The organism is Brucella sp. NBRC 12950 (genome assembly GCF_030268145.1).
In the GTDB taxonomy this organism is placed as follows: domain Bacteria; phylum Pseudomonadota; class Alphaproteobacteria; order Rhizobiales; family Rhizobiaceae; genus Brucella.
On record NZ_BSQC01000003.1, the window covers coordinates 196,190 to 212,631 of the forward strand.

Consider the following 16,442-nt stretch of genomic DNA (forward strand, 5'->3'; position numbering starts at 1 on the left):
TTGAACCTCGACCATTCGGCGGACACTGAAAGCAAAACCGAGAATCTCTCCATTTGCCGTCTATGCGCCGACGTGGCTGTGGTCATCTGGGATGTTCCCGGCCCGGCTCGCTCCACAAACAAATGCAAGCTGGAAACGCCTGTCCAGCCCGTCCCACTGCTCAGTGTTGGCATTCCGCTGGAAAATGGTGGGATGCGTATGTTCTGGGCCATGCGGACCGGAACCGAACCAATCGAATTATCGCTGAGTGCAGGTTCATTGGGACCTACGGCACAAGCAATCCTTTATCCGGCCAATGAGCTTGCAGCATTCGACGTCAATCATGTCGTCAGTGATCTCACTTTGCCCGGCCATATCAAGCTTCTGACCAATATCCTCACAACCTGGCGCAGCACGTTCCGGCTGACGCGAAATCAGGCATTCGCATCCCTCGTGCGCGAGCTGACTTTCGCGTTAACGCCGGAACCCCGGGAAGCACAGCATTGTGGTGAACCTGTTTCCGGGCATCATCTTCTCGAAACAGCCGTTGATCCGATGCTCGGCGAAATCTCTGCCATTTACGGCATAACGCCGGGCAGCGTCATGGTCATTCCGCCGCGATTTGTGCTTGGTCAGCAGGGCCGCAATGCCTGGCAGGCCTGCCATCTTCTGGTTGAAGCTCCGCAGGATCTGCCTTCATCGCTCCTGCTTGTACTAAGCGGGCAGAAGGGTGTCGCGGTGCGCAAGATGGCAACCCGAACGGCAGAACAAAACGACTTCACCAAATGGTGGAGCAAATGGCAGAGTAACGGTGCTTTGCGGGAATTTCTGGTTCGCCAACTGGGCAAAATCAATGCGGCAGGAACCGCCGTTGCCATTGATTTACAGACGCGCTCGCCGCTGCCTGTCCGTCAAATTGCACAATCTGCTTCTCAGCCGGCAGCCGAAATCGATCTGGCGCTGGCATTGGATGAGGGCCTGATCGTCGGTGGCTGGATGCATGATCCTTCGGCCATGCTAGCCGATATCGAATATTTACCTGAAGGCGGCAGCGCTCAGTCGCTCAAGCCTTATTTCCATAAGTTTGCAGGTAAAACTACCAAGCGTGAGGATGCTCCACAAAGGGACGTGACAGGCTTTGTTGCGTGGTTGCCGTCGGCAAAAAACCTTGGCCCATTGCTGCAGCCGCGTTTTCAGATGCGACTTACGTCGGGCAGCACCGCACCACTGGTGCCTGCGCCACAACCTTTTGAACCATCCGCGCAGCGAATGCGGATCTTGCGTTCCGTCCCGCCACAACAGGCGCGACCGCATGTTTTTGAACAGATTCTCGCGCCCGCACTCACAGAAGTTGAAAAGAAGATCGGCGCAACGGTGCGCATCACGGAAGTCAAAGAATTTGGCGAGACGCCTGCTTCTCCTTTGGCCTCGATCGTCATCCCGCTTTACCGCAATCTCGATTTCCTGCGGTTTCAGTTTTCATCGATGGCAACTGATCCGTGGCTGATCGCCAATGCTGAATTTATCTTCGTGCTCGATTCACCTGAAATTCAGGATGACACGGAGCATATGCTTGGCGGCCTCAACATCCTGCATGATATGCCGTTCAAGCTTGCAATCATGAACCGCAATGGCGGCTATGCGCGCGCCTGCAATGCGGGCGCAAGCATCGCGACAGGCACAACAATTGTTATGCTCAATTCGGATGTGGTGCCTTCCGAACATGGTTGGTTGCAGCAGCTGATCCAGCCGCTATTCGATGAGCCTAAGCTCGGTGCAATCGGTCCGCGCCTTTTGTTTGAAGATGGCTCTCTGCAACATGCCGGGCTTTACTTTGCCCGCGATCGACAGGGCATCTGGCTCAATCATCACTACCACAAGGGTATGCCGGGCAATTATGCGCCTGCGCGCCGTGGGCGTGATGTGCCTGGCGTTACCGGCGCGTGCCTGATTACCCGCAAGGACATCTTTGACCTCGTGGGCGGCTACAGTGAAGACTACGTCATCGGCGATTACGAAGACAGCGACCTGTGCCTGAAAATTCGCCAGCTCGGCTTCCAGATTTACTACGAGCCGAGCGTTGCCCTCTACCATTTCGAGCGCCGCTCAATCCGCCGCAGCGCGGATTATATGCGCGGCCTTGCCAGCCAATATAATTCCTGGCTGCACACACAGCGCTGGAACGAAGAAATCAGTGAATTGATGGCCCCGCAACACGACGAGATGCAGCTCTCAATGCCCTCAAATGTGATCGTGGCCAAATCTGAAAGGAGCGCCGCTTGACGGAAGTGGTAATGCTGAAACAGCCAGAACCTGAAGCCAAACCAGCAATACCCGAAGAACAGATTGACTGGCTGATACAATCTGTTTTGAAGAACCGGTTTCTGCCCTCACCCGACCCGAACAGCGTGTTCGTCGGAGACGGCGATTATCGCGCCGTGGGTGCCGAGTTCCTTAGTCATTTCATCCGCAAGGGCGGGCTGAGGCCTGATTCACGCGTGTTGGATATCGGTTCGGGGATTGGCCGCATGGCCGTACCCCTGACGCAATATCTCGACACGGCGAAGACACGCTATGCCGGTATTGATCCTGTGGTCGGTGGCGTTAACTGGTGCCGCCAGAACATCACTGCGCGCTATCCCAATTTCGAGTTCCGTCATCTCGACATTGCCCATGATCTTTATAATCCAAAAGGAAGCGTGAGCGGTCTGACCCTCACATTGCCTTTTGCGGATAAGAGCTTCGACTTCGTCATCATGACCTCAGTGGTCACGCATTTACCGCCTGACGAGGTAAAATCCTATCTGGAACAGATTTCGCGCGTCCTGGCGCCTGGTGGCAAACTGTTCATGACTGCCTTTGTCGTAGACGACATTGCCGCTCGCGACCGGCACGGCAAGCGCGACAAGCGCCTCTCCTTTGAACGTCACGGAACCGGCCCATGCTGGTTTGTGCCGGAACTTCCGCCCCTTGCGGCGGTCGGCTTTGAAAACGGCTTTCTGGACCGTGCGCTTATAGGTGCCAAACTGGAGCTACAAACAAAGTCCTTTGGGCATTGGCGCGGCATTGAAGCCGATCACTATCAGGATATCTTCATTGCCTCGCGCGGAGGTGGTGTCTGATGGCCCCGCGTGTACTCATCGCAGCCCACAACCATCCATCGCTGCACCCCGGCGGAACGGAAATTTTCGCCCATGATCTGTTCCGCGCCTATCAGCGGGCAGGATGTGAAGCGATGTTTCTAGGTGCAACCAACAAGGTGCATCGCGAAGCGCGCCCGGGCACGAGCTTTCAGAGCATCGGCGATGGCGGCGATGAAATTCTGCTGTGGTCCGGGCACTTTGATCGCTTCTATATGAGCCAGATCGACCTATACGGCATTGTGCCGGATATTGTTGAACTGCTGCGTGACTTCAGGCCCGACATTGTGCACCTGCATCATCTGCTGCTTTTGGGCGCAGAATTCCCCCATATCGTGCGCCGCACACTGCCCGATTGCCGGATCGTCCTGACGCTGCACGATTATTACCCCATCTGTCATCATGACGGGCTGATGGTTCGTACCACCGGCAAAGAGCTTTGTCATGGGGCAAGTCCAGACCGCTGCCACGCTTGTTTCAAAGATATTGCGCTGGATAAATTTGTGCTTCGTGAGCGGCACATCAAATCGCTGCTGAGCACTGTCGATGCGTTTGTGTCCCCAAGTGCTTTTCTTAAACAGCGCTATGTAGAATGGGGCCTTGCCGATGATCGCATTCAGATCATCCCCAATGGCCAGCCGGAACGTGCAAGATCAACGGCTGTTCCGCAAGAGCGGGCCAAGCCGACCTTTGGCTATTTTGGCAATCTCAACCCGTGGAAGGGTGCAACGGTTCTGCTTGAGGCCGCAAAGCTGCTGATTGCCGAGGGATTTGATTTCGAGCTCCGTGTTCATGGAGCAGCTCCCTTCCAGAGCGAGAGCTTTGTTAGCGAAATCGATGAGCTTTTTGCCCAGACATCTCCTGTTGTGCAGCGGCGTGGTGCTTATCGCCGCGAGGATATCGCTCAACACATCCAATCCGTGGATTGCGCGATCATGCCTTCGATCTGGTGGGAAAACGCACCGCTTGTCATTCAGGAAGCACAGGGACAAAGCCGTCCCGTCATCTGCAGCAATATTGGTGGAATGGCCGAGATGATCACTGATGGCATCAATGGTCTCACTGTTCCGCCCAATGATCCGCTGGCGCTCGCCCAAGCAATGCGACGCATGGCGGAAAACCCGGACCTGCGCCAGTCACTTGGCGAAAACGCGCGGCACCCGGACACCATCGACACCACCGCAGCACGCTATCTCGATCTGATTGGATCCCTGCGCGCGGCCCGTGTCGAGGCAGCATGAGAGGTAGATCATGAACATCGCGACCAAAATTCCATCCGAAGTGGCACAAAAGCCGGTTGAAGCACAGAGCGCTTCGCCGACAGCTCAAAGGGCTGAAGCCATGAAAGGGCGCGTTGACGCTATTGAAGAAGGACGTCTTTACGGCTGGGCCTTTGATCCGTCCTATCCGACTGAGCGGCTTATCATTCGCGTTCTGTTGGACGACAAGCCTATTGCCGAAGCACCCGCCGACAAAGAGCGACCAGACCTCAAGCGCAATGGCATTGGCGATGGGCTCCACGCTTTCGAAGTGATGCTGCCGCAATTTGCTGCAGCCCGCGCTGGCGATCTGGTGGTCGTGGCAGCCAATGCCGCAGGCAATGAGCAAAAGCTGCGCGTTCCAAAGCCTGATGAGCAAGCGGCCGAAGCGCTCATCGCAGCACCGATGACCCGCATTCTCGATAAACTCGATATGCTGATGGCTGCACAGCGGCAATTGCAGGTCAACCAGCGGTCATTGCAGCGCGCGGCACCCACCATCGACAGTTCCGGCAATGCGGCACCAGCAGAGCTTCTCGATATCGCCGGTTCGGTTGATGCGCTGCGCACCGATCTTCACCAGCGCATGACCGAGCTTGATGTTCATATCATGCGCATGGATGGCGTGGTGGCGGGCCTTGAACAGCGCATGGAAGACGTGCGCAAGAGAAGCAGCGGTGACATCAAGGTACTTTTCGTGCTGGCTGCCGTTTTGACCGGCTTTGTCGCAGGCGCAATTCTGACGCTTGCAGTCATGCCGTAAGGACAAGCCGTATGGTGCAAGACGAACGTCCGAATTCAGCCCCAAAACAGCCCAGAACACCAGACCGCCCACCCATGATGATGGAGGGTGAAATGGTGGTCGGCAGCGTGATTGAGGACACGCTGGTTTTAGTGCTGGGTATTGGCAGTGCGACCAATGATCAGGTTACGGCCTTTCTGAACGGCGACCCGGCAATGAGTGTGAAAACAAATCTCATTACCTGGCCGCTGAAAGAACCTTCGTCTGCCGGAACGCACGGTTTTGTGGCAATTGTTCCGACCAATGTACTGCGTCGAGGCGTGCTCAAAACAATCATGTTCCAGCACCGGGCCAAGGTAGGGCGCTATAACTTTGCCTCACGATCCGCCTCCATTGCGGATTTTGTTGCAATGATTGCTGATCTGTCGGGTTCGGCTCTGCCCGGCGTCATTGACGAGCTCGTCGAAGGCCTGATTTCAGGACCAATCAGCCGGAAGAAGCTTTCAGCGATCACTGTTCTCTTACAAGCAGGAGCGCGTTCGGATGGCTGTATCGAATTGATCGGCGCTAGCGATGAAGGCGAGATTTTCGTTCAGGGCTGGGCACAGGATTTGATACCCAGTGTCACGCGACTGCTTATCAGCGGCAAAAATTCGTCGCTCGCCGAATGTGCGATCAGTGTTTTCGCCCGCCCTGACCTCAACGAACAAGCATCCGGTTTTGCCGGACTGCTGCTCTCCAATGAGCCGGTTGAAGCCAATGATATTGAGCGAATTCTGTTTCGCGGCAGGCGCGGCTGGCGGTTTACAGAAGTCTATGATCGCAGACTTTTGTCCGGCTCCCGCGAGACGCCGGCCCATATCCGCGCAATCCTGCCGCGCGTTAGAAGCTCAACAGATATTTTGTTAAGGCTGCGTTCGGCAGCCAATCGCTTTGACGGCACCGACACTGTTTCGGCCCTCCCGTTTCCGGTCCGGATTGGCATCGACAATGTTTTCCGCGTTGAAGGCAGTGGCCTTCTTGTTGCAGGCTGGTTGCTCGATCCCGACAGCCACGTGGAAGGTGTAAAACTGCGTCGTCATCGTGGAGAAATCCAGATCGACACAACATGGACGCGCATTGATCGTCCGGATGTGACGCGTGAATTTGACAATCAACCACCGTTCAATGCTGGTCTTGATCCAAGCAGACATGCTCATGGCTTTGTGGCATTTGCGGCGGAACTTGATGGTGACAGTACGTCACCCTTCTACCTAGAATTATCCATCAGCGACGGGCGGCGTGCCTTCTTTCCGCTAACGCCGACGCGCGTGACCTCGCGCGATGCAATCGTGCGGCAGCTTCGCGCAACGGACCCCAACGCCTGGGCATTACGCCACATCGTCGATCAGCAGCTGGTGCCGCTGCTGCGTGGCGTTACCCGCCCGGCACCTGAAGTATTCGGTGTGGTTGATTTGGGACCATTTGAAGACGCAATAGGGCCAGCAATCATCATCGGGATTGACGAGCGCGTCGAAGAGATCGAGCCATTGCTTGCGCTGCTTGCTCTTGATCCTGAAACGCGAATAGCACCGATTGTGATCGCAGCAGCAACCGAAATCATAGACCGCGTCGGCGTTCAGATCAGACGGCTTGCTGATTTCTATCGCCTGCGCATTCGACTTGTTTCGGCCAATGGCTCGGAAGATCTTTATGACGCGCTGGAAGTCGGCGCGCGCACTGTTACTACCGATCAGGTTGTCTTTCTGGCAGGCTCCCTGCTGCCACGAAAGGCTGGCTGGCTCAACAAGCTGGTCAATGCATATGAAACCCATAAAGACTGTGTGCTCTCTCCGACCCTTGCCTACGAAGATGATTCAATCCGCTGGGCAGGGACGTGGGTCGCAGGACCACAATCGGATCGCGCCCTCATCAGTCGCTATGCGGGCTATCCGATCGACGCCATATCCGGCATGTCGCTGACCGAAGTGGCAACGGCAACTTTTGAATGCTGCATCATGCCGCGCGAAGCATTGTTTTCAGCCGGAGGCTTCACACGAGGCTACCTCGGCACGCATGAAAAGGGCCTGGACCTTGGGCTAAAGCTCAAACAATCGGGCCTGCGTTCCTACTGGCTGCCATCAGCACAGATGCTCGGTGCGGATGATACTTCTCTCACCGACAAGGCCTCAACAATTGCTTTAATTGAACGGATCGACCGCCAGGTTTTCGACGCCCGGTGGTCGGCCATTCTCGCTGGCAAGCGCAAAATACAAATGGAGGAACCCGTATGAGCGAGAAGCTCCGCGTTCTGGTCATTTCCCACGCCCATCCGTCGATCTCACTCGGCGGTGGTGAAATTGCATCCTATAATCTGCACAGGGGCTTAAACACCATTCCCGACGTGCAGTCAGTCTATCTGGCACGCGCGGCACACCCCATCCCCCGGCATGGGACGACTGCACTGATGAGTATGCGTCGCGCAAGTGACGAAATTCTCTTTCATGCTGACGAGTATGATCACTTCTATCTTTCAAACAAAAACACCGACGAAATCCGCCGCGATCTGCTGCGGTTTGTGCGCGATTTCGACCCGGATATCATTCACTTTCACCACGTACTCGGCCTCGGCCTAGAAACGCTTTATGCTATTCGCGAGACATTGCCGGATCGCATCATTTTGGTGACGTTTCACGAGTTCCTCTCGATCTGCAACAATGACGGGCAGATGGTAAAAGCAGGCACCTCGAAGCTCTGCAATGAAGCGTCACCAATTGATTGTCACGCCTGCTTCCCGCAGATACCGCCTGCCCGCTTTTTAAAGCGCGAACGTTTCGTGCGCGGGATGCTGGAACTGGCAGACGCTTTCGTGTCGCCCAGCGAGTTTCTGGCAAACCGCTATCGCGAATGGGGTATAAATCCTCAGAAAATGGCAGTGATCGAAAACGGGATCGCGATCACACAGACAACGCCGCCGCGCGAGCTGACGGGACCGGACCCACGGCGCAGTCGCTTTGCCTTTTTCGGGCAGATCAACCCGTTCAAAGGCATTGACGTGCTTGTCGATGCGGTGTCACGCGTTCCCGAACAGGTATGGGGCGAGGATTCCCGCCTTATGATCTTTGGCGGTAATCTCGAAAAGCAACCGCCGGCATTTCAGGCACGAATGCAGAAGCTCATTGAAGAAGCAGGACCGCGTGTCCGCTTTTACGGCGCCTATCAGAATGCTGAAATGCCGCGGCTTATGCAGTCGGTGGACTGGGTTGTGATGCCTTCGATCTGGTGGGAAAATTCACCTATCGTCATTCAGGAAGCATTGCATCATCGCCGTCCTGTCATTTGCTCGAACATTGGCGGCATGGCCGAAAAAATTCGTGACGGCGAGGACGGCCTGCATTTCCGCGTGCGAAGCGCCGAAGATCTGGCTGATCGTTTTACTGAAGTGCTGAGCGATCCGAATATCTGGAACCGTCTTCATCAATCCATTCGCAAGCCTGTTCATTATGTCGATTGTGCAAGAGAGCACCTCGATCTTTATCACCAGTTACGGGAAGCCCATCCGCGCAGGCTAAAGCCTGCCGTGGATACAACCGTACTTTCACAGGCCAGCTGAGCCTGGCTCGCCTGTATCTGTTACAAAAGAAGGAATAGCCTATGGCACGCGCCCTCGTCATGATCCCCGCAGGAGAAGTGTACGATCACGACAATGTCCGCTGGTATCGTCATACCGACGTGCAGGGCAGCATCAATCACTATCACAATATCGGCGACGCCTTTGTTTTTGAATCTTCGCTGAAGCTGATGAATTATGAAAAAGCTTCCGAGCTGCCGATCACCAATTTCTCACCGGAGAAAATCGATCAGCTGCGGGAAGAATATGATTATGTGATCCTGCGTGGCTCGAACTACATAAACAAGGACATGAACTGGCGCGATACGATCCCTGTTTTGCAGCGATTGAAGTTGCCCGTCATCGCTTTTGGTGTTGGCGCACAAGCGCCGGTGCGCGGTGAAATCCAGCTGTCAGAGGAAACAAAGGCGGTTCTGCGCATGATCGCAGATTCAACCGTCTCTGTTGGAGTGCGTGGGGCTTATACGGCTCAGGTACTCAACGATATCGGAATTCAGAATGTCCGTATCATCGGTTGCCCGACGGCGTTTCGCCGTAACAATCAGCATCTGCGCATCAAACTGCCACCGCTTGAGGAAGTGAGCCAGGTTGGTGTTACGGTGCGGCGCGAGGTTTCACCGGCTTACGCGCAGGATATTGAACAATATCTGACCCGGCATCGCGATCTGATCCGCACAATGGCCGCACACTTTGACGTAACGCTCATGGCACAGGGCGAGATTGAAGAAAAAAAGATGGTGTTCGGCACGGCTGAACAAAAGGAAGAGGCTATCGCCGCCCTCAGAGCGCATCGCTGGACCGCTGACTGGTATTTCGATGACACAATCGAAAACCTTTATCGGCATCGCATGTTCTATTCGGATGTTGTTGCCGACTACGAGGAATTGGTGCGCAAGCAGCAATTGGTCCTGGGCTATCGCCTGCACGGAAATCTGATGGCGCTCGCTAACGGCATTCCATCGATCTATTTCACTTATGACAGCCGCACTGCGGAATTTGCCGAAACCTATAAAATCCCAAGTTATGATGTTTTCAGTGACAAGCAATTCCGTTTGGAAGATTACTGGGACCAGTCATTATTCGACAAATACAACCGCGCCTGGTTTGAGACCTATGCCGAAATGAAGCAGTTTCTCGATGAAAATGGTGTCGATAACAAAATGACCGACACCGGTCTGCCAATTGGAGAATTAAAGGTGGCCTGATGCTTATTGCGGCTTGGCCGGATCACTGGTTTTAGGCTCTTCGGGTTCTGGCTTGCTCAGATGCACTTCAAATGGAGCAATAAGCTTCTTGGGCTTGTCGCTTGGCATATCTGGCGTGAAAGGTGGAAAAGCTGCACCAGCGGTCGGAACTTTCAATGCTGCAGCATCGACGAGATCGTCGCCTGAACTTTCCACGAGCTCGACATCAGAGACAGCTCCATCCGGCGCCAGATAAAAGCTGATCTTCGGTTTGAAAACACCATTCAGTTCAAGAGGGCGGAGTTCGCGCGACAGAAGAACCCCATAGCGTCGGAGGATGCGGATGACAGCGCTTTGCCATTCAGTCTGATTGGTGATCGGAGGCTTTTCCGCCTCAGATGGTGCGGCCGGTGCCGTAACACGAGGCCCTGTCTGCGCAACAGATGACAAACTGTAGGACGTCACGGTCAGCAAAGAACCAAACATCATGAACAGGCGCCAACTCGTTTGATTTTTCATTTTCATGATCCTCAATGTTTGGTCTTTTACCCTTGAAAGCACCGATCATTCTTATCAGCCACGTGACCGGGAAAGACGTTATTACTATCCCGGCAATCCAAAAACCGCGTCAGCAATATCGGATTGGCTTACCTTTTCAAACTTCTCACCAATATATTCGGTCAAGAGAACGCCAACTTCTCCGATACCCAATTCATCAAGCTGATCTGGTGTGCCGAAGCCATATTCCATATGCCCACGCCCAATGATGCCGACGACAAGCGCTTCGGGCTTTTCTTTGAGATATGCCGCGATGTTGCAGGCAAAGGCCCGATCCCAGGTTTGCTGCGCACGAACAAAGCGGTCAAACTCAGGTGCGTCGGCAGGTTTTCCCTGCATGCTCGGCGGCCCGCCATTGGTCAGACGCAAAAGATGTTCGCGATGCGCAAGGCTCGCCGGACGTGCCGGGGTCAGGCCATCACGATCTTCTTCCGCAATCGCATCCCAGCCTTCTTTGCCCACACGGGTCACGAGATCGCGGCGACAATTAAGCGCCAGCATCTTGACGTTAAACTCGCGGCAGAAGTGGAAAAGCGGCCAATAAAGATCTGCATCAAAGCCCCAGACCTTGCCCCATTCAGCTTTCTCCAGAAACTGCTCGGCCTCAAGCTTGCCTGCCACCCATTCATCAAGCACTGGCTGAATTCTTCTCGGAAACATCTCAAAGCCGACGGCAAGCTTATCGCGAAGAGCAAGAAGAGACGCAGAAACATTCACCTGCCAGCGATGAATATCGTGCCGATCATGCTGTTCGCCGAGAAGCACAACGCGCTTCTTGGCCATTTCATGCATAACCGATTGATGCGTGCGAACTTCTGGCGTTATTGAATCAATCCATTGCCCGGCTTGTACCGATAAAGGCTCTAAGCTCATCGAAACGCATCCTTTTTGCCCGACACGACGAGACCCGTTTGCTGACCCGCCTCATTGAGAGCGTAGAAGCGATACTCATCCCCTTCTTCTACCTCATGCCAAGAAGCAACGTGGCCCGCTTTGAGATGCAGATGAAAATCCGGTTTCATCACATTGATAAAGCCGCGGGACGGACGCACGTCGGGCATTTCGCCCGACCATTCCTGCTTGAAGGCTGGTAAGTCGAGCGCAATGCGCACCTCTGCCTTATTGCGCTGGGCTGCCGCAAAAGGCTTCAAACCGGGTTCATCATCACCGACTTCCAGCGCTTCGCCGGTACCGCGATCTTTGTCTTTGGGTGGAAGAGCCGAGAACTCAAAGCCATTCAGAGCCTGATCGAACGGTTCCGCACCATCAAAGCCGATCACGCTGCCGACCACACTCTCATCTTCAGCAAGAAGATCGATACGGGGATAGACCTTCTCCTGCATTACACTGCTACGATCAGCAATCAGCGAGGCAATTGCCGAAAGATCGATGCGCGAATGATGCTCGCTACCTGAGAAATAAATCCAGCCGTCACGAACCTCAACCTGCTCCACGACACCGATACGCTCATGTGTCGCGCCGCCACTTTTGGAGTTGATCATAAGTTTGCCCATTAAGGGCAGCGTCTTCAGAACATCAGCCGCATCGGCCAAAAGCTTCAAGCGGATCGGTTGTTCGCTCATAATTTCCTCATGCAGTTTGTGGGACAGGTGCTTGCTTGCGCGTTTGGGCCGCGCCAAACGCTTCAAGATCGATCACGCTGTCGATTGAAAGATTGCCCGGCTCCCGGTGAGCCAGAATAACGATGGTTGAATTGGGAAGCTCACGTCGCAGGAGATCGAGCAACTCGGTTTCAGAAAGCTTATCCAGCGCACTCGTCGCCTCATCGAGAAAGAGCCATTCTGGCTTCATTAACAAGGCGCGAGCAAGGGCAAGCCTTTGCATCTCGCCGCCAGAGAGCGTTCCCGGCGCAATCTGCTGCGTCGATGCTGCGGGAAGTGAGAGTTTCGACAAGCCAACCTTTTCCAGGGCCGTCGCAATTTCGGCTTGGTCAAACTTTTCCGCAAAAAGCGGATAGGCTACGGCATCATGGAGAGGTGCATTCGGCATATAGGGCTTTTGTGAAAGCACCAGCATTGTCGCGTCAGGGCGGTGGAGAGTGCCGCTCGCAAAATTCCACGCGCCGGCAATAAGCCGAAGCAATGTCGTCTTTCCCAACCCCGAACGACCTCGCAACCAGACAGTTTTACCCGGTTCGATATCGAGATCCGAGATTTTCAACAGATCCTGCCCCTCTGGTGTCTTCAGCGCGACATCACGCAACTGCAGCGATGAATGTGCAGACCTTGCAACTGATAATTGTCCTTCACTACCAACAGTCTGAATCGCATTTAGGAATCCAGACAGTCGGGAGACTGCCGATACGAGTTCGGCCAATGTTTTATACTTGAATATGAACCACGAGAGGTTGGTAGAAACATGCGAGAAGGCTTGCCCGAGCTGCATCAGTCCGCCAAATGTTACTGTGCCCGCAAAATATGCCGGTAAACCAAGGAAGGTTGGAATTCGGAAAATGCTGTGGCGATAGGGAAATGTGAACACGCCGAGCTGCACCTGACGGAAGACCAATCGGTACCAGTTCTCACGGACAGAAGAAAATTTATCTGCCAGGATCTGCTTCTCACGGCCTTCGCCATTCATGATAGCAATGTCGCCAGCATGCTGCCGCACATGCGCCATAGCAAAGCGAAAGTCAGCTTCTTTCTTCTGTTGCTGAACGAAGGTTGCTTTCAAACGACGCCCACAGAAGTGAGTTACAAATGATGAAATGAAAACATAGAGAAAGGCTGCCCAGAGCATGTAACGTGGAATGGCCATATCTGTGCCGAAGACACTAAAGCTTAGCACATAAGTTGAGAGTCCCCAGAGCACGGCAACATAAGAAAACAGGGCTATTATTGTGGTGATAAGCCCCATACCTTCCGTCAATATGTGCTTAACAAACAGCTCGCAATCCTCGGCAATACGCTGATCCGGATTATCAGGCTTCTGTCCATCTTTGCGGATCGCCAGATGCCAATAGGCTTTATTCACCATCCAAGCAGAAATAACTGTCTCCGTAAGCTTCTCACGCCAGCGGATTTTCAATGTGCCCTGAAGATATTCGCCACTAAGGCCAAGACACGTATTAGTCAGGACGATGAGCCAGAAAACCCCGATTTGATTGACGGCATCCGAAACATTGCGTTGCTCAAGGGCATTATAAAAATCTGCGGTCCATTTGATGAGCCAGAGACCTGTATAGATACCAACCAGCTCCAGTGCGAATATCAAAGCAAGAAGCAGCCAGCCGAGGACTTTCCCCTCGCCAGAATTGCAATATTTGAGCAGCTGCCAAAATTGTTTAAGCACAGTGAACATAATCAACCGATACTGACATGAGAAAGCCGGAGCAGCTTTAACCCTGCCCCGGCATGTTGATCATCAATGGCGATCAAAAACGCATCGTGGCGCCAACCTTGAAGGTACGGCCTGGCGCAACTTGCATCTCAAGCGGATTGACATTGGCAACGGAGGACGTCTCCGGCGAATTGGCATAACCTGTCAGCGTATTTGGGAAATAGCGCTTGTCGAAGATGTTCTCGACACCGAAATTCACATCAATATGCTTGGTTGGAGACCATTTCGCATAGGCATCAAACACCGTGTAGCTCGAAGGTTTGAAGGCATCTTCGTCGGCACGGCGCTTCACACCGGATGCGAAAGTTCCAACAAACTCGGTTTCAAGGTTCCAGTCTGGAATTATGTAACGCAGGCCGAGAACGGTTGTAAGTGGCGACGCACCATCAAACGGCGTCTTCTGAGACCCGGCGTCCACACGCTGATCGCCACGCATATAAGAAAGCGCCGCGTTGGCAAAAACATTGTTGTAAACCTCGTACTCTCCGCCGAACTCGATACCCCAAACCTTCACGCTTTCCACGTTGTCGGATGTGTATTTATCTGCTTCTCCCGGAACCCGCTGCAAGCCACGGATAAAGTCCTTGTAATCCGAATAGAATGTGGAAGCGCTGAAATAGCCTCGATTAAATTCTCCGCGTAGACCAGCTTCATAACTGCGAACAAATTCCGGCTTCAGGTTCGGGTTTGGAATGACCTCAACCATGCTCGTTGCGCCGATAGAGGTGGACGAAACAAAGAGCTGCTGAGCAGTTGGCATTTTGAAGCCCTCGCCATAGGAGGCGAATACCGAATAGGTGTCGTCGAGCTTATAGATCGCACCGAGGCGCTTGATCAGACGGGTTTCATCCATCTTCTCCGGCTCAAACCCATCGAGTGACACATAGCCATCATCCTTGGTCGGATCGAGGGAATAGGTTGCCAGACGCAAGCCGGGTGTCAGCGTCAAACGTTCATCCAGCAGCTTGATTTCGTCCTGAACATAAAAGTCCGCACGAATTGTATCGACTTTCGGGAAATTGAAACCCTGCCGCGGCGTAACCGTCGTTATACCCGTGTTGAGATTGGTGGTGATATTATCACCATCATAATTGCTTTTGGTGATATCGCCCGCAAAACCATAGATGAATTTATGGCTTGTCTGACCAAGATCAAATGACGATGTCAGCTGAACATCTGCCTGTAGAAAGTCTTCGCTATAATTGCGAATCTGAATACGCTTTTCACGTCGCGGCGTTGCCAGAAGGGAGTAGTTGCGGATCTGAGTGCTGGTAGTATCGCGTTTTTGCGGTGAATAGGAAATGTTCCACTTCACCTCATCCAGCCAGGAGGAACCGACGGTCCAGCGATGATCCAAAGCAAAGCGAGCGCGCTGCATTTTCAGCGAACGATCCCAACTCTCGTTTTGGTAATAAAAACTGTAGTAAGCGGGCATGCTTGCATAAAGCGGGTTGGCAGCACCCGAATCATATTTCTGATCGACATCGGTATTCCGCTCAAACCACTCGCCCGTCAGCTTGAATTCATGATCGGCAGATGGATTCCACTGCAGTTTCATTAAGCCATTATAAGCGTCGGTATCCATTGGAAATGCCTTGTTGCAAGGCCAAATAGACTCACGTGGGCATCCCCAAATACCACCATCTGCACGAGCCTTACCCATATCTGGTTCAGACGAGCTCATATGTCCGAAACTACCGATAACCTTGAAGTCTCCGGCTTCGGCAGCACCGGTAATCTGCTTTCGGAACGATTTATCGAAACTGTCATAGCTGAACTTGGTTTCGACGGCCCATGGCTTGGTACCATCCAGAAGATCGTCGGCATCAAGCGTCCTGAAAAACACGACGCCGCCCAATGCGTCAGCACCCCACAGAACAGAGTTCGGCCCGCGCGTGATCTCAACCGATTTCATATTAAACGGATCGACAAAGTCGCGGCTACCATCGGTGGTGCGCTCCTGAACGCGCGCGCCATCGACCAGAATTTGCACACGGTTGCCGCCAACACCGCGAATATTGAAACTGTTGAGCTGTCCGAAAGGATTGGTGAGCGACGTCTGACGATCAACGCTTACACCCGGCTCATACCGCACCATATCCTGGATATCACGTACCTGATGACGGTCGAGCGTATCACGATCAATCACACTGATGGACATCGGAACATCGAGCAGGTTTTTGGCCGCGCGCTCCGCTGAAAGTGTGATTGTCTGCAACCTTATCACTTCAGCGGTTTCGCCCACGGTGTTCTGGCTTATAGCATTCTTTTCAGGCGCAGTCTGCGCATGAGCTGGAATCGCAGCCAACAGAGCGACGGAGGCGGAAAGAGCTTTCAACCAGCGCTGGTTGATCGTATTTTGGAAAGATGGAGTCCCCAGCATAATGTCCCCGAAATAGGCGTTGCATGATCGCTGGCTTGCCTATCGGGACTTGCTGGCTAAAGTTGAGTAAATTGGTCATTATATCATTTGCCGGTTGGCGCAATCGTCAAAGCGCTGGCATCAACAAGATTTAGACATCAGAAAGAACACAGAAGCATTTTTGCAACAGTTGCACCGGCTCATGCTACAACAGAAGGCACTCGAGCTTCTCTTGGAGAAATATCGTA

General features: G+C 53.6%; 12 protein-coding genes. 7 read left to right on the top strand and 5 right to left on the bottom strand.

Annotated features, from left to right (window positions below):
• From QSJ70_RS06400 to QSJ70_RS06430, 7 genes are read left to right on the top strand one after another with little or no spacing between them, the layout of a single operon-like run.
• Positions 1-2,262, top strand: a complete 2,262-nt coding sequence (locus tag QSJ70_RS06400) for a glycosyltransferase family 2 protein (protein WP_285535182.1) — start codon at positions 1-3, stop codon at positions 2,260-2,262.
• Positions 2,259-3,101, top strand: a complete 843-nt coding sequence (locus QSJ70_RS06405; protein WP_502871669.1) for a class I SAM-dependent methyltransferase — start codon at positions 2,259-2,261, stop codon at positions 3,099-3,101. The genes QSJ70_RS06400 and QSJ70_RS06405 overlap by 4 nt, the downstream gene beginning before the upstream one ends.
• Positions 3,101-4,360, top strand: a complete 1,260-nt coding sequence (locus QSJ70_RS06410) for a glycosyltransferase family 4 protein (protein ID WP_285535184.1) — start codon at positions 3,101-3,103, stop codon at positions 4,358-4,360. Before QSJ70_RS06405 ends, QSJ70_RS06410 begins: the two co-directional genes overlap by 1 nt.
• 10 nt (positions 4,361-4,370) lie before the next feature.
• Positions 4,371-5,141, top strand: a complete 771-nt coding sequence (locus QSJ70_RS06415) for a hypothetical protein (protein WP_285535185.1) — start codon at positions 4,371-4,373, stop codon at positions 5,139-5,141.
• Positions 5,142-5,152: 11 nt separating this feature from the next.
• Positions 5,153-7,393, top strand: coding sequence for a glycosyltransferase family 2 protein (locus tag QSJ70_RS06420; RefSeq protein ID WP_285535186.1), 2,241 nt, complete (start codon positions 5,153-5,155; stop codon positions 7,391-7,393).
• On the top strand, positions 7,390-8,712 hold the full coding sequence (locus QSJ70_RS06425; protein ID WP_285535187.1) for a glycosyltransferase family 4 protein: 1,323 nt from the start codon (positions 7,390-7,392) through the stop codon (positions 8,710-8,712). Before QSJ70_RS06420 ends, QSJ70_RS06425 begins: the two co-directional genes overlap by 4 nt.
• Positions 8,713-8,753: 41 nt before the next feature.
• Positions 8,754-9,935, top strand: a complete 1,182-nt coding sequence (locus tag QSJ70_RS06430; RefSeq protein WP_285535188.1) for a polysaccharide pyruvyl transferase family protein — start codon at positions 8,754-8,756, stop codon at positions 9,933-9,935.
• Between the two features lie 3 nt (positions 9,936-9,938).
• Here QSJ70_RS06430 and QSJ70_RS06435 read toward each other — a convergent pair whose 3' ends face one another.
• The 5 genes from QSJ70_RS06435 to QSJ70_RS06455 form a co-directional block, all read right to left on the bottom strand.
• Positions 9,939-10,433: an energy transducer TonB family protein gene (locus QSJ70_RS06435; RefSeq protein ID WP_285535189.1), complete on the bottom strand. Its 495-nt coding sequence runs from the start codon at positions 10,431-10,433 to the stop codon at positions 9,939-9,941.
• Positions 10,434-10,517: 84 nt separating this feature from the next.
• Positions 10,518-11,345, bottom strand: coding sequence for a ChaN family lipoprotein (locus QSJ70_RS06440; RefSeq protein WP_285535190.1), 828 nt, complete (start codon positions 11,343-11,345; stop codon positions 10,518-10,520).
• Positions 11,342-12,055: a hypothetical protein gene (locus tag QSJ70_RS06445; RefSeq protein ID WP_285535191.1), complete on the bottom strand. Its 714-nt coding sequence runs from the start codon at positions 12,053-12,055 to the stop codon at positions 11,342-11,344. The genes QSJ70_RS06440 and QSJ70_RS06445 overlap by 4 nt, the downstream gene beginning before the upstream one ends.
• Positions 12,056-12,062: 7 nt before the next feature.
• A complete protein-coding gene (locus QSJ70_RS06450; RefSeq protein WP_285535192.1) occupies positions 12,063-13,784 on the bottom strand; it encodes an ABC transporter ATP-binding protein/permease in 1,722 nt (573 codons plus the stop codon).
• Positions 13,785-13,866: 82 nt separating this feature from the next.
• Positions 13,867-16,215, bottom strand: a complete 2,349-nt coding sequence (locus QSJ70_RS06455) for a TonB-dependent hemoglobin/transferrin/lactoferrin family receptor (protein WP_285535193.1) — start codon at positions 16,213-16,215, stop codon at positions 13,867-13,869.
• Between the last annotated feature and the right edge of the window lie 227 nt (positions 16,216-16,442).